Below are 13,641 nucleotides of genomic sequence, written 5' to 3'. Positions count from 1 at the left end.
TGCGAGGCCTCCGCTTCGCTCCGGCACCTCAGGATGAGGTGGCTGATGGGATCACCCGAATGACCGCTTTTGCCCCCGTCGACGGCACCGAGATCGAGAAGGCCCTCCGCCAGCGCGCGGCCGAAAAAATCCTCGTCCTCGACGGGGCGATGGGCACCGTGATCCAGCGGCTGAAGTACTCGGAAGAGGACTTTCGCGGCGGCCGGTTCAAGGATCACGGCCACGATCAGAAGGGCAACAACGACCTCCTGATCCTGACCCAGCCCGATGCGATCCGGCAGATCCACCTCGACTATTTCCTGGCCGGCGCCGACGTCTGCGAGACCAACACCTTCTCGGGCACCACCATCGCCCAGGCCGATTACGGCATGGAGTCGATCATCCACGAGTTGAACGCCGAGGGCGCACGGCTCGCCCGGGAGGCCGCCAAGCTCGCTGAGGAGAAGGACGGTCGCCGCCGCTTCGTGGCCGGCGCCATCGGGCCGACGAACCGCACCCTGTCGATCTCGCCGGACGTGAACAACCCGGGCTTCCGGGCCGTGACCTTCGATCAGGTGAAGCAGGCTTACGTGGAGCAGGTCCGCGGCCTGATCGACGGCGGCGCCGAGCTGATCCTGATCGAGACCATCTTCGACACGCTCAACGCCAAGGCCGCGGTGGCGGCGGCCTGGCAGGTCTTTGAAGAGACCGGCATCCGCCTGCCGATCCAGATCTCCGGCACGATCACGGATCTCTCGGGCCGCACCCTGTCGGGCCAGACCCCGGCGGCCTTCTGGCACTCCCTGCGCCATTCCGAGCCGCTGACCTTCGGCCTCAACTGCGCGCTCGGCGCCCGCGAGATGCGCGGCCACATCGCCGAGCTGTCGCGGATCTGCGACACGCTGGTCTGCGCCTACCCGAATGCCGGCCTGCCGAACGAGTTCGGCCTCTACGACGAGAGCCCGGAGGCCATGGGCAAGCTGGTCGGCGAGTTCGCCGAATCCGGCCTCGTCAACATGGTCGGCGGCTGCTGCGGCACCACCCCGGACCATATCCGTGCCATCGCGGAGGCGGTCGCCGGCAAGGCGCCGCGGCCGATCCCCGAGATCCCGCGCCTGATGCGGCTGTCGGGCCTCGAACCCTTCGTGCTCACGCCGGAAATCCCCTTCGTGAACGTCGGCGAGCGCACGAACGTCACCGGCTCGGCCAAGTTCCGCAAGCTCATCACCAACGGCGACTACGCGGCGGCGCTGGACGTCGCCCGCGATCAGGTGGCGGCCGGCGCGCAGGTGATCGACGTCAACATGGACGAGGGCCTGCTCGACTCGCAGAAGGCGATGGTCGAGTTCCTGAACCTCGTCGCCGCCGAGCCGGACATTGCCCGGGTGCCCGTGATGGTCGATTCCTCGAAGTTCGAGGTGATCGAGGCCGGCCTCAAGTGCATCCAGGGCAAGCCGATCGTGAACTCGATCTCCATGAAGGAGGGCGAGCAAAAATTCATCGAGGCCGCCAAGATCTGCCGCTCCTATGGGGCCGCCGTGGTGGTGATGGCCTTCGACGAGCAGGGGCAGGCGGATTCCTACGAGCGCAAGGTCGAGATCTGCACCAAGGCCTACCGGATCCTGACCGAGCAGGTCGGCTTCCCGCCCGAGGACATCATCTTCGATCCGAACATCTTTGCCGTCGCCACGGGTATCGAGGAACACAACCCGTACGGCGTGGCCTTCATCGAGGCGACCCGCACGATCCGCGAGACCCTGCCGCACGCCCATATCTCGGGCGGCGTCTCGAACCTCAGCTTCGCGTTCCGCGGCAACGAGCCGGTGCGCGAGGCGATGCACGCGGTGTTCCTGTTCCACTGCATCAAGGCTGGCATGGACATGGGCATCGTCAATGCCGGCCAGCTCGCCGTCTACGACGAGATTCCGGCGGAGCTGCGCGATTTGTGCGAGGATGTCGTCCTCAACCGCCGCGACGATGCCACCGAGCGCCTCTTGGAGGCGGCCGAGCGGTTCAAGACCGGCGCCTCGGCTCAGGCCAAGACCGCCGACCTGACCTGGCGCGAGGCCCCGGTCGCGAAGCGGATCGAGCACGCGCTGGTCAACGGCATCACCGAGTACATCGTGGCCGACACCGAGGAGGCGCGCCAGGGCGTGGAGCGCCCGCTCCACGTCATCGAGGGCCCGCTGATGGCCGGCATGAACGTGGTCGGCGACCTGTTCGGCTCCGGCAAGATGTTCCTGCCGCAGGTGGTGAAGTCCGCCCGCGTGATGAAGCAGGCGGTGGCCTATCTCGAACCCTTCATGGAGGAGGAGAAGCGCGCCAATGGCGGCGACGGCAAGCGCCAGGCCGCCGGCAAGGTGCTGATGGCCACCGTGAAGGGCGACGTCCACGATATCGGCAAGAACATCGTCGGCGTCGTGCTGGCCTGCAACAACTACGAGATCATCGATCTCGGCGTGATGGTTCCGGCCGCCAAGATCCTGGAAACCGCCAAGCGCGAGCAGGTCGACATCGTCGGCCTGTCGGGCCTGATCACCCCGTCGCTCGACGAGATGGTCCATGTGGCGGGCGAGATGGAGCGCGAGGGGTTCGACGTGCCGCTGCTGATCGGCGGCGCCACCACGAGCCGCGTCCACACGGCGGTGAAGATCCACCCGGCCTACGCCAAGGGTCAGGCGGTCTATGTCACCGACGCGAGCCGCGCGGTCGGTGTGGTGTCGAGCCTGATCTCGAAGGAGACCCGTGGGCCCACGATCGAGAAGGTCCGGGCCGAGTACGCCAAGGTCGCCGACGCCCACAAGCGCTCGGAACTCGACAAGCAGCGGCTGCCGCTCGCCAAGGCACGGACCAACGCCTTCAAGATCGACTGGTCGGGCTACAAGCCGGCCAAGCCGACCTTCACCGGCACGCGGGTCTACGGCTCCTACGAGGTCGCCGACCTCGTCCCCTACATCGACTGGACGCCGTTCCTGCAGACCTACGAGTTCAAGGGCCGCTTCCCGGCACTCCTGGACGATCCCGAGCAGGGGCCGGCCGCCCGCGCCCTCTACGAGGACGCGCAGGAAATGCTGAAGCAGATCGTGGCGGAGCGCTGGTTCAACCCGAAGGCGGTGATCGGCTTCTGGCCGGCCAACAGCGTCGGCGACGACATCGTGCTCTACACCGGCGAGAGCCGGTCGGAGCGGCTCGCCACCTTCCACGGGCTGCGCCAGCAGCTCTCCAAGCGCGACGGGCGGTCGAACACCTGCCTGTCGGACTTCGTGGCCCCGGCCGAGACCGGCATCGCCGATTACGTCGGCGGCTTCGTGGTCACGGCCGGCCTGGAGGAGGTGCGGATCGCCGAGCGCTTCGAGCGGGCGAACGACGATTACCGGGCGATCCTCGTGAAGGCGCTCGCCGACCGCATCGCCGAGGCGTTTGCCGAGCGGATGCACGAGCGGGTGCGCAAGGAGTTCTGGGGCTACGCGGCCGATGAGGCCTACGCCCCCGAAGAGTTGGTGCTGGAGAAGTACGACGGCATCCGCCCGGCCCCGGGCTACCCGTCCCAGCCCGATCACACCGAGAAGACGACCCTGTTCGACCTGCTGAAGGCCGAGAGCCGGATCGGCGTGAAGCTCACCGAGTCCTACGCCATGTGGCCGGGCTCCTCGGTGTCGGGGATCTACATCGCCCACCCGGAGGCGCACTACTTTGGCGTCGCCAAGGTGGAGCGGGATCAGGTCGAGGATTACGCCGCCCGCAAGGGGATGGATGTCCGCGAAGTCGAGCGCTGGCTCGGGCCGATCCTGAACTACGACCCGGCGCGGTATCTGGCTGAAGCCGCGGAGTAGGGGCGGGGGCTCGCGCCCCCGTCATCGCGAGCGCAGCGAAGCGACCCAGGGCAGCGCGACATTCGTCAGCGTGCCGCCGCCGTGGATTGCTTCGCTCCGCTCGCAAGGACGGTACGCTCAAACCGCCCCTCCAGCCTTCAGCACGTCCCCGCACCCCGCGTATTCACATACAGCGCATAAACCGAGTGCGACGCCGCCATCAGCAGCAGGTTGCGGTTGAGGCCGCCGAAGCACAGGTTGGCGCAACGTTCGGGCAGGCGGATCCGGCCGATCGGCTTGGCCTGCGGCGAGAGCACCAGCACCCCGTCCTCGGCCTCGCTCATCCCCCAGCCGCACCAGAGATTGCCGTCGACATCGACCCGGAACCCGTCCGGCGTGCCGGTGCCGGCATCGTAGAACACCCGGCCGTTGGCGGTCTTGGTGCCGTTCTCGACCACGTCGTAGACGCGGATCAGGCGGTTGGGCTTCGCCCGGGCTTCGATGACGTAGAGCTTGGACTCATCGGGCGAGAAGCAGAGGCCGTTCGGCCCGGCTACGCCCTCGACCGCGACACTGGCCTGGCCCGTCTTCGGGTCGATCCGATAGATGTTGCCCGGAAGCTCCGGCGCCGCCATCGACTCGTGCGGGTTCGGCCCGAAGGCCGGGTCGGTGAACCAGATCGCGCCGTCGGAATGGCAGACCACGTCGTTCGGCGAGTTCAGCGGCTTGCCGTCGAACCGGTCGAGCAGCGTGGTGATGGTGCCGTCATGCTCGGTGCGGGTGACGCTGCGGGTCTTGTGCTGGCAGGTGATCAGCCGGCCCTGCCGGTCGCGGGTGTTGCCGTTGGCGTAGTTCGACGGCTTGCGGAACACCGAGAGCGTGCCGGACGCCTCCTCCCACTTCATGATCCGGTCGTTGACCACGTCGCTGAACAGCAGCGACCCCATGTCGCCGAACCAGACCGGCCCCTCGGCCCAGCGGCAGCCGGTGGCGACCCGCTCCACGGTCGCCGAGGCGAGGCGGTACTTGGCGAAGGCCGGCTCGAGGATCTCAACGGCCGGGTCCGGCACCCGCTGCGACGGCTCCCAGCCCGCCCCCGCCGCCCGCGCGGCACCGATGAGGGCCGCCCCGGCGAGCAGCCCCCTGCGTGCGATCATCGCCATGTGTCCTCCCTGATGAAAGTCTGACGCTGTTCACGCGTTTCAGACCGAAAAACCCTCGGCGGCAGGCCGCGACGGGCCCCCTCTCCCGTGCGGGAGAGGGTTGGGGTGAGGGGCGAGACATTTCAGGAGGGACCACTCCGTGGACGTGCGTTCACGGTGCGCCTTATCCGGAGAGTTCTCGTCCCTCACCCTGTCCCTCTCCCGCACGGGAGAGGGGACCCGTGCTTCGTTCCCAATCGCTTCGCCCGGCGGCACTATGAGATTTCAGGAGCCGGGCGACCCGAGGATGGGTCAGTGGATCTCGGGTTCGGGGATGCCACCCGCCCCCTCGAGGAAATCGAAGTCGCAACCCTCGTGGGCCTGCCGCACGTGCTGGGCGAACAGGCGGTTGTAGCCCCGCGGATAGGCCCGGTCCGGCGGGCGGAACGCCTTCACCCGCTCGGCGATCTCGGCATCGTCGAGGTGCAGGTGGATCCGCCGTCCCGGCACGTCGACCGTGATGAGATCGCCGTTGCGCACGGCGGCCAGCGGCCCGCCGGCCGCCGATTCCGGTGAGACGTGCAGGATGCAGGCACCGTAGCTCGTACCGCTCATGCGCGCGTCGGAGATGCGGACCATGTCGCGCACGCCTTGGCGGAGCAGGACCTTCGGGATCGGCAGCATGCCCCATTCCGGCATGCCGGGGCCGCCGATCGGGCCGGCATTGCGCAGGATCATCACGTGGTCGGGCGTCACGTCGAGGTCGAGGTCGTTCACCGCCGCGCTCATGGAATCGTAATCGTCGAAGACCAGCGCCGGGCCGGTGTGCTGGAGGAGGCGCGGTTCGGCGGCCGGCGGCTTGATCACGCACCCGTCGGGAGCGAGGTTGCCGTAGAGGATCGCGGTGCCGCCCATGGCGACGATCGGCTGGTCGAGCGGCCGGATCACGTCGTCGTTGTAGACCCGGATGCCGGCGAGCCCGTCGCCGATCGTGCCGCCGCTGACCGCGCGGGCATCGAGATGGAGGAGGGGGGACAGGCGCGCCATCAGCGCCCGGATCCCGCCTGCGATGTGGAAATCCTCCATCAGCCACTGACCGGAGGGCCGCAGGTTGGCGATCACCGGCACCTTCTGGGCGAATTCGTCGAACTCGGTGAGCTTCACCGGGATTCCGGCGCGTCCCGCCATGGCGACGAGGTGGATCATCGCGTTGGTCGAGCCGGCGAGCGCGTTGTGGACCACCAGCGCGTTGTCGACGGAGCGCCGGTCGAGGATGTCGGAGGGCTTCAGATCCTCCCAGATCATCTCGACGATCCGCCGACCGCAGGCGCCGGCCATGCGGGGATGGTCGGCATCCGCCGCCGGGATCGAGGCCGCGCCCGGCAGGGTGAGCCCCAGCGCCTCGGTGATCGACGTCATGGTCGAGGCCGTGCCCATGGTCATGCAGGTGCCGGCCGAGCGGGCGATGCCCGCCTCCATGTCGTTCCACTCCTGCGTGGTGATGTTCCCGGCCTCCTTCTCGGCCCAGTACTTCCAAACGTCGGAGCCCGAGCCGAGGATCGTCCCGCCGAAATGCCCGCGCATCATCGGGCCGGCCGGCAGGAAGATCATCGGCAGGTTCATGGAGATGCCGCCCATCACGGTGCCGGGCGTGGTCTTGTCGCAGCCGCCCATCAGCACCGCGCCATCCACGGGATGCTGGCGCAGCAGTTCCTCCACCTCCATGGCGAGGAGGTTGCGGTAGAGCATCGTGGTCGGCTTCACGAAGTTTTCCGACAGCGACAGCGCCGGCAATTCGATCGGGAAGCCCCCCGCCTGCCAGACCCCGCGCTTCACGTGCTCGACCCGCGCCTTGAAGTGCTGGTGGCAGGGGTTGATGTCGCTCCAGGTGTTGATGATGCCGACCACCGGCTTGTCGCTGAAATCGGCGCGCTCGTAGCCCATCTGGAGCATGCGCGAGCGGTGGCCGAAGCTGCGCAGGTCGGTGGCGCCGAACCAGCGCTGGCTGCGCAGCTCACCCAGTGTCTTCTTGCGTGCGCTCATCGCGATGCCCTTCGTCTCACGCGTTGGGGCGGACCGCGCCGGTCGCGCCCGCCTCCGTGGCCGGCGCCTGCGGGCGGATCGACACGAAGGCCAGGGCCGCCGAGGCCAGCGCGCAGCCTGCGAGGAAGTAGAGGCCGGCCTCGTAGGTGCCGGTGGTGTCCTTCAGCCAGCCCAGGACGTAGGGGCCGACGAAGCCGCCGAGATTGCCGATCGAGTTGATCAGCGCGATGCCGCCGGCCGCGGCCGATCCCGACAGGAACTCGGCCGGCAGGGGCCAGAAGGCCGGCTTGGTGCCGTAGAGCCCGACGGTGGCCACCGACATCGCCACGAGCGCCCAGAGGCTGCCGAGCAGCGGCCCGGAGGCGATGAGGCCGATGGCGGCGACGATCGCCGCGATGACGAAGTGCCAGCGCCGCTCGTTGCGCCGGTCCGACGACCAGCTCCACGAGACCATGCCGAGGGTGCCGACGATGTAGGGGACCGCGGTCGCGAGCCCGGTCTGCCAGTCGGTGAGCTTCAGGCTCTTGAGGATCGGTGGCAGGAAGAAGGTGATGCCGTAGGTCGCCGTGACGATGGTGAAGTAGATCCCGGCCAGCGTCAGGACCCGGGAATCGGTCAGCGCCTGCCGGAGCGTGAAATGGCCATGGGCCTTCACGGTGCTGCGGCGCTCCGCCTCCAGCGTATCCTCCAGCCAGCGGCGCTCGTCCTCGGCGAGCCACGTCGCCTTGGCGGGCCGGTCGGTCATCAGCGCCAGCACCACGAAGGCCAGGATGATGGCGGGCACCGCCTCGACCATGAACAGCCATTGCCAGCCATGGAGGCCGAGCACCCCGTCGAGCTGGAGCAGCGCCCCGGAGATCACCGCCGTCAGGGCGTTCGAGCCCGGCACCGCCAGGAACAGGGCCGCCACCACCCGGGCGCGGTATTTCCGCGGGAACCAATAGGTGAAGTACAGGATCATGCCCGGGAAGAACCCGGCCTCGGCGACGCCGAGCAGGAAGCGCATCACCAGGAAGCTCACCGGGCCAGCGATGAACGCCATGCCACCCGCGATCAGCCCCCAGGTAATCATGATCCGGGCGATCCAGATCCGCGCCCCGGTGCGCTCCAGCAGCACGTTGCTCGGCACCTCGAAGAAGAAGTAGCCGAGGAAGAAGATTCCCGCCCCCCAGCCGTAGAGCGTCGCCGAGAAGCCGAACTCCCGGTTCAGGCCGAAGGAGGCGAAGCCCACATTCGTCCGGTCCATATAGGCGACGAAGTAGATCACCACGATCAGCGGCAGGAGACGCCACGAAACCTTGGAAATGGTCCGCCGTTCGATCTCCGGCGCCGCCGAGACCGTTGGAATGCCCGCCGCCATGGCGCCCTCCCTGTTCTGACCGTGCTTTTATCTGCCCGCGAACGGGGCTGGCCTTCAGCGGCCGGTCTGCTTCCGCCACGCGGCGAAGTCGGCGAGGCTCTGCTCGTCGGTCGCTGGATAGAGGCCGAGGATCGAGCGCCCCTTGCGGACCTCCTCGGTGACGAAATCCTCGTAGGCCGTCATCTCCACCGCCTCCGCGGCGACCTCGTCGGCGATGTGGGCGGGGATCACCGCGACGCCGTCGCCGTCACCCACGATCACGTCGCCGGGGAAGACCGGGGCGTCGCCGCAGCCGATCGGCACGTTGATGTCGATCGCCTGATGGATGGTGAGGTTCGTCGGCGCGGACGGCCGCACGTGGTAGCTCGGCATGTCGAGGGCGGCGATCTCGTCGGCATCGCGGAACCCGCCATCGGTCACGAGTCCGGCGCAGCCCCGCACCATCAGCCGGGTCGCCAGGATCGAACCCGCGGAAGCCGCGCGCGCATCCTTGCGGCTGTCGATCACGAAGACGGCGCCGGGCGGGCATTCCTCCACGGCCTTGCGCTGGGGATGCGCCCGGTCGCGGAACACGGTGATCGGGTTCAGATCCTCGCGGGCCGGCATGTAGCGGAGCGTGAAGGCCTCGCCGACCATGGTCGGGCCGCCCTTCTTCAGGGGCAGGACGCCCTGGATCATCTGGTTGCGGAAGCCGCGCTTGTACAGGGCGGTCATCAATGTCGCCGTGCTGACGGTCTTCAGCTTGGCGCGCGTTTCCTGCGACAGCCCGGACATCGGCTCATCCTCCCTGGTGGTCGTGTCACTCCACGGTGCGGCCCGAAGGAACCGCCGTGGGCGCCGACTGATATCTCAGGGCTTGAGTAGCATGCCGTTCGGCGCCATTGTCAATGCCTCCGTCTGGCGTCAGACAAATCCTGAAACCAACAAACACGTGTATTGGTCGGAGCGAAATTTGTGTCGGCAGGATCGGGCTTGAACGGCCTCAGCATCACGGAACGGCCGCGCTCCCTCGCGGAGACCGCCTACGACGCCATCGAGCAGATGATCATCAGCCGCCGCCTCGCCCCCGGGGCGATGGTGTCCGAGGGCGAGCTGGGCGAGGAACTGGCGCTCGGCCGTACCCCGGTCCGCGAGGCGCTGGCACGACTGAAGGCCATCGGCTTCGTCGAGGTCCATCCGCGCCGGGGCGTCCTCGTCACCCCCGTCGACCTCATCACGCATCTCGAACTGCTGGAGGTCCGTCGCCCCCTCGACGAGACGGTGGCGCGCTGCGTGATCGCGCGCGGCACGGACCAGGAACTCGCCGCCCTGGACAAGGGTGTCGCCGGTCTGCTCGCCGCCGCCGGGGCCCGCGACCGGGAGACCTATTTCCGGAGCAAGCGGGTGCTGCACGAGGCGATGGTCAACGCCGCCCACAACGCCACCCTGACCAGCACCATGGCGGCGCTCCACGCCCAGTCCCGACGCTTCTGGTACACCTACGAGCCGACCGCGAGCTTCGTCGACTGTGCCCGGATCCACGCAGGGATCGTGGCCGGCGTCGTGGCGCGCGATGCCGAGATGGCAGTTGCCGGTATCGGCACCCTGTTCGACTTTCTCGACCAGATGACGCGCAGGGCCCTCGACCGCCGGCCACTGGTCTGACAGGTTGACGGCGACCCGCGGACCTCTATCCTTGGCTGAGATATCACCGGCATCTCAGACCGGATCAGCGGCCACCTCGGCCGAAGGCCGCACGGCGGGATCGCCAGGGAGGACGGCTTGAGCGGATTGCCCCCACGCACCGGCGCGCGGATTCTCGTCGACCAGTTGCTCGGGCAGGGGGTCGAGCGCGTCACCTGCGTCCCGGGCGAGAGCTACCTCGCGGTGCTCGACGCGCTGCGCGACAGCGGCATCGACGTCCTCGTCTGCCGACAGGAGGGCGGCGCCGCCATCATGGCGGAGGCGGCCGGCAAGCTCACCGGGCGCCCGGGCATCTGCATGGTCACGCGCGGCCCCGGCGCGACCAATGCCTCGGCGGGAATCCATATCGCCCGGCAGGATTCGACGCCGATGATCCTGTTCGTCGGGCAGATCGCCCGGGGCATGCGGGATCGCGAGGCGTTCCAGGAGATCGATTACCGCCAGATGTTCGGCGGCGTCGCCAAATGGGCGGTGGAAATCGACGACGCGGCCCGGATCCCGGAGATCCTCGCCCGGGCCTTCCGGGTGGCGATGCAGGGCCGGCCCGGCCCGGTCGTGATCGCCCTGCCGGAGGACATGCTCGACGACGTCGCGGCGGTCGGTGACGCCCCTCGTGTCGAGCCGGCCGAGCCCGCCCCGTCCCAGGCCGATGCGGAGCGCCTGCGGGCGATGCTCGCGGAAGCCCGGCGCCCGGTCGCGCTGCTCGGCGGATCGCGCTGGAGCGCCGAAACCTGCGCGGCCTTCGCCGCCTGGGCGGAGCGCCACGACATACCGGTGGCGGTGTCGTTCCGCCGGGCGCAGCTCTTCCCCGCCGACCACCCGAATTTCGCGGGCGAATTGGGGATCGGCCCGAACCCGGCCCTCCTCGCCCGGATCAAGGAAGCCGACCTGCTGCTCATGGTCGGCGGGCGCCTGTCCGAGATGCCGGCGCAATCCTACGGCCTGCTCGGCATCCCCGACCCCGGCCTGCCGCTGGTGCATGTCCATCCGGACCCGGCGGAGCTCGGCCGGGTCTACCAGCCGACCCTGGCGATCCAGGCGAGCCCGGCGGCGTTCTGCACGGCCCTGCCGGAATTCGCGCCGACCGGGTCGGGCCGGGCCTCTGAGGCCCATGCCGCCTACCGCGCGTGGTCCGAGACGCCGGAGCCGAAGCCGGGGGCGTTCCAATACGGCCAGGCGATCACGTGGCTCCGGGAGCGGCTGCCGCCGGACGCGGTGATCTGCAACGGCGCCGGCAACTTCGCGACCTGGATCCACCGCTACTACCGGTTCCGCGCCTACGGCACGCAGCTCGCGCCGACCTCGGGCTCCATGGGCTACGGCCTGCCGGCCGCCGTGATGGCCAAGCGCAGCCACCCGGAGCGGATCGTCGTGGCCCTCGCGGGCGACGGCGACGTGATGATGACTGTCCAAGAGTTCGCCACCGCCGTGCAGTACGCCGTACCCATCGTGGTCGTCGTCCTCGACAACGGCATGTACGGCACGATCCGGATGCACCAGGAGCGGGAATATCCCGGCCGGGTCTCGGCGACCGAATTGCGCAATCCCGATTTTGCGGCCCTCGCCCGGGCCTGCGGCGGCCATGGCGAGACCGTCGAACGCACCGAAGAGTTCGCCCCGGCCTTCGAGCGCAGCCTCGCTTCGAACCTGCCGGCGCTGATCCATTGCCGCGTCGACGCGGAAGCACTCACCCCGACCATGACCCTCGCGGCGATCCGCGAGAAGGCGCTGGCCGCGCAACGCGGCTGACCGCCGCCCGCGGGCGCCCCAGCGCGTCCGCATCACAGGATGAGGAGACGACCATGACCGTGCGCGGCGAGACCCTGATCGGCTCCGAGGCCCGGCGCGGCACCGAGACGGCGTTCCGCGCCGTCGAGGCCGCCACCGGCGAGCCCCTGGAGCCGGACTTCCCCGGTTCGAGCCATGCGGATCTGGAGCGAGCCTGCGCCTTGGCGGAGGCCGCCTTCGACACCTACCGCGAGACCGACCCGGAGACCCGCGCGGGTTTTCTGGAGACCATCGCGGCCAACATCCTGGAGATCGGCGACGAGCTCGTCACCCGCTGCATGGCCGAGACCGGGCTGCCGCGCCCGCGGATCGAGGGCGAGCGCGCCCGCACGGCCGGGCAGTTGCGCCTCTTTGCCGGCGTGGTGCGCGAGGGCAGCGCCGTCGAAGCCCGCATTGACCCGGCCCTGCCCGACCGCACCCCCCTGCCGCGCCCGGACCTGCGCCTGCGGCGGATCGCGGTGGGGCCGGTGGCGGTGTTCGGGGCCTCGAACTTCCCGCTCGCCTTCTCGGTGGCGGGCGGCGACACCGCGTCGGCGCTGGCAGCGGGCTGCCCGGTGGTGGTGAAGGCCCACCCGGCCCATCCGGGCACCTCCGAGCTGGTCGGACGCGCTGTCCAGAAGGCGGTCGCGGCCTGCGGATTGCCGGAGGGAGTCTTCTCCCTGTTGTTCGATGCCGGCCAGTCCATCGGGCAGGCACTGGTGGCCGATCCCCGGATCGCCGCGGTGGGCTTCACCGGCTCGCGCCGGGGCGGCACGGCCTTGATGGCGATCGCAGCAGGGCGCCCGCTTCCGATTCCGGTCTATGCCGAGATGAGCAGCATCAATCCGGTCCTGCTGTTCCCCGGCGCCCTGGCGACGCGCGGCGCGGCGATCGGACAGGCCTTCGCGGCCTCGCTGACGCTCGGCGCCGGTCAGTTCTGCACCAATCCGGGCCTGATCCTGGCTCAGCCCGGGCCCGGCCTCGACGCCTTCCTGGAGGCCGCCGCTGCGGCCCTGAAGCAGAGCCCGGCCGCCACCATGCTGACCCCCGGCATCCAGCGGGCCTACCGTGAGAGCGTCGCCCGGGTGGCGGGCCACGGCGCCGTCACCGTGGTGGCGGAGGGACCGGAGGGGGCGGCAACCCAGGGGCGGGCCGCCCTGTTCACCACCGATGCGGACGCCTTCCTGGCGGATCCGGTGTTGCAGGAGGAGATGTTCGGCGCCACCGCGCTCGTCGTGTGCTGCTCGGATCTGTCAGCGATGCGGGCGGTCCTCGACCATCTGGAGGGGCAGCTCACGGCCTCGCTGCACCTCGCCGCGGAGGATCACGCGGCCGTCCGGGACCTGCTGCCGCTCCTGGAGCGGCGAGTCGGGCGCATTCTGGTCAACGGTTTCGGCACCGGCGTCGAGGTGGCGCACGCCATGGTGCATGGTGGCCCGTACCCGGCGACCTCGGACGGACGCACGACCTCCGTGGGCAGCCTCGCGATCGAGCGCTTCCTCCGGCCGGTCTGCTATCAGGACATGCCCGATACCCTGCTGCCGGCCGCCCTCCAGGCCGCCAACCCCCTCGGCCTGCCCCGCCGGATTGACGGCGTGCCCGAACGCCGCTGAGACCGGATCGGCCGGTCGTCGGATCGCCGAAGGGTCGGGGCACAGGGTTCGGCTTGCCACGCTCTTGCCACGCCCTGTCCCGCCGTCTAGAGAGCCACGGCCCATGGTGGGGCGTCGCCAAGTGGTAAGGCAGCGGTTTTTGGTACCGCCATTCCCAGGTTCGAATCCTGGCGCCCCAGCCAAATTTCTGGAGGAATTTCAAGCCCTCAGGGCCGGGATATGATGGACACTGCGGAACAGAA

8 protein-coding genes and 1 tRNA gene are annotated in these 13,641 nt (G+C 69.3%); 5 read left to right on the top strand and 4 right to left on the bottom strand.

The genetic code is table 11. The features are described 5' to 3' along the window. Positions 1-59: 59 nt before the first annotated feature. Complete coding sequence (gene metH / locus BLQ49_RS10195; protein WP_091715531.1) at positions 60-3,812, top strand: methionine synthase; 3,753 nt, start codon at positions 60-62, stop codon at positions 3,810-3,812. 137 nt (positions 3,813-3,949) lie between these two features. Here the strand turns inward: metH and BLQ49_RS10190 are convergent, their stop codons facing one another. From BLQ49_RS10190 to BLQ49_RS10175, 4 genes are all read right to left on the bottom strand, one after another. After that, a complete protein-coding gene (locus BLQ49_RS10190; protein ID WP_244507533.1) occupies positions 3,950-4,954 on the bottom strand; it encodes an SMP-30/gluconolactonase/LRE family protein in 1,005 nt (334 codons plus the stop codon). A 291-nt stretch (positions 4,955-5,245) separates the two neighbouring features. After that, positions 5,246-6,976 (bottom strand): L-arabinonate dehydratase, encoded by a 1,731-nt coding sequence (araD, locus tag BLQ49_RS10185; RefSeq protein WP_091715529.1) that lies wholly within the window; start codon positions 6,974-6,976, stop codon positions 5,246-5,248. A 16-nt stretch (positions 6,977-6,992) separates the two neighbouring features. Next, positions 6,993-8,336 carry an MFS transporter gene (locus BLQ49_RS10180; RefSeq protein WP_091715528.1) on the bottom strand — a complete coding sequence of 448 codons (1,344 nt, stop codon included), beginning with the start codon at positions 8,334-8,336 and terminating at the stop codon, positions 6,993-6,995. Positions 8,337-8,390: 54 nt separating this feature from the next. After that, positions 8,391-9,110 carry a ribonuclease activity regulator RraA gene (locus BLQ49_RS10175; protein WP_091715526.1) on the bottom strand — a complete coding sequence of 240 codons (720 nt, stop codon included), beginning with the start codon at positions 9,108-9,110 and terminating at the stop codon, positions 8,391-8,393. 198 nt (positions 9,111-9,308) lie between these two features. Here BLQ49_RS10175 and BLQ49_RS10170 point away from each other — a divergent pair, with 198 nt between their 5' ends. From BLQ49_RS10170 to BLQ49_RS10155, 4 genes are all read left to right on the top strand, one after another. After that, a complete protein-coding gene (locus tag BLQ49_RS10170; RefSeq protein ID WP_244507532.1) occupies positions 9,309-9,980 on the top strand; it encodes a GntR family transcriptional regulator in 672 nt (223 codons plus the stop codon). 117 nt (positions 9,981-10,097) lie between these two features. Continuing rightward, positions 10,098-11,768, top strand: a complete 1,671-nt coding sequence (locus tag BLQ49_RS10165) for a thiamine pyrophosphate-binding protein (RefSeq protein WP_091715525.1) — start codon at positions 10,098-10,100, stop codon at positions 11,766-11,768. A 53-nt stretch (positions 11,769-11,821) separates the two neighbouring features. After that, complete coding sequence (locus tag BLQ49_RS10160) at positions 11,822-13,399, top strand: aldehyde dehydrogenase (NADP(+)) (RefSeq protein ID WP_091715523.1); 1,578 nt, start codon at positions 11,822-11,824, stop codon at positions 13,397-13,399. 107 nt (positions 13,400-13,506) lie between these two features. Next, positions 13,507-13,581 (top strand) — tRNA-Gln (locus BLQ49_RS10155). Positions 13,582-13,641: the final 60 nt, after the last annotated feature.

The organism is Methylobacterium phyllostachyos, assembly GCF_900103445.1.
In the GTDB taxonomy this organism is placed as follows: domain Bacteria; phylum Pseudomonadota; class Alphaproteobacteria; order Rhizobiales; family Beijerinckiaceae; genus Methylobacterium; species Methylobacterium phyllostachyos.
This window is presented reverse-complemented; position numbering and strand designations above follow the sequence as displayed.

What these genes read in the sequence shown, in the direction of transcription:
- BLQ49_RS10180 (WP_091715528.1), bottom strand. Translation starts at nt 8,336, where the DNA reads ATGGCGGCGGGCATTCCAACGGTCTCGGCGGCGCCGGAGATCGAACGG.
- BLQ49_RS10160 (WP_091715523.1), top strand. Translation starts at nt 11,822, where the DNA reads ATGACCGTGCGCGGCGAGACCCTGATCGGCTCCGAGGCCCGGCGCGGC.
- metH (WP_091715531.1), top strand. Translation starts at nt 60, where the DNA reads ATGACCGCTTTTGCCCCCGTCGACGGCACCGAGATCGAGAAGGCCCTC.
- BLQ49_RS10175 (WP_091715526.1), bottom strand. Translation starts at nt 9,110, where the DNA reads ATGTCCGGGCTGTCGCAGGAAACGCGCGCCAAGCTGAAGACCGTCAGC.
- araD (WP_091715529.1), bottom strand. Translation starts at nt 6,976, where the DNA reads ATGAGCGCACGCAAGAAGACACTGGGTGAGCTGCGCAGCCAGCGCTGG.
- BLQ49_RS10190 (WP_244507533.1), bottom strand. Translation starts at nt 4,954, where the DNA reads ATGGCGATGATCGCACGCAGGGGGCTGCTCGCCGGGGCGGCCCTCATC.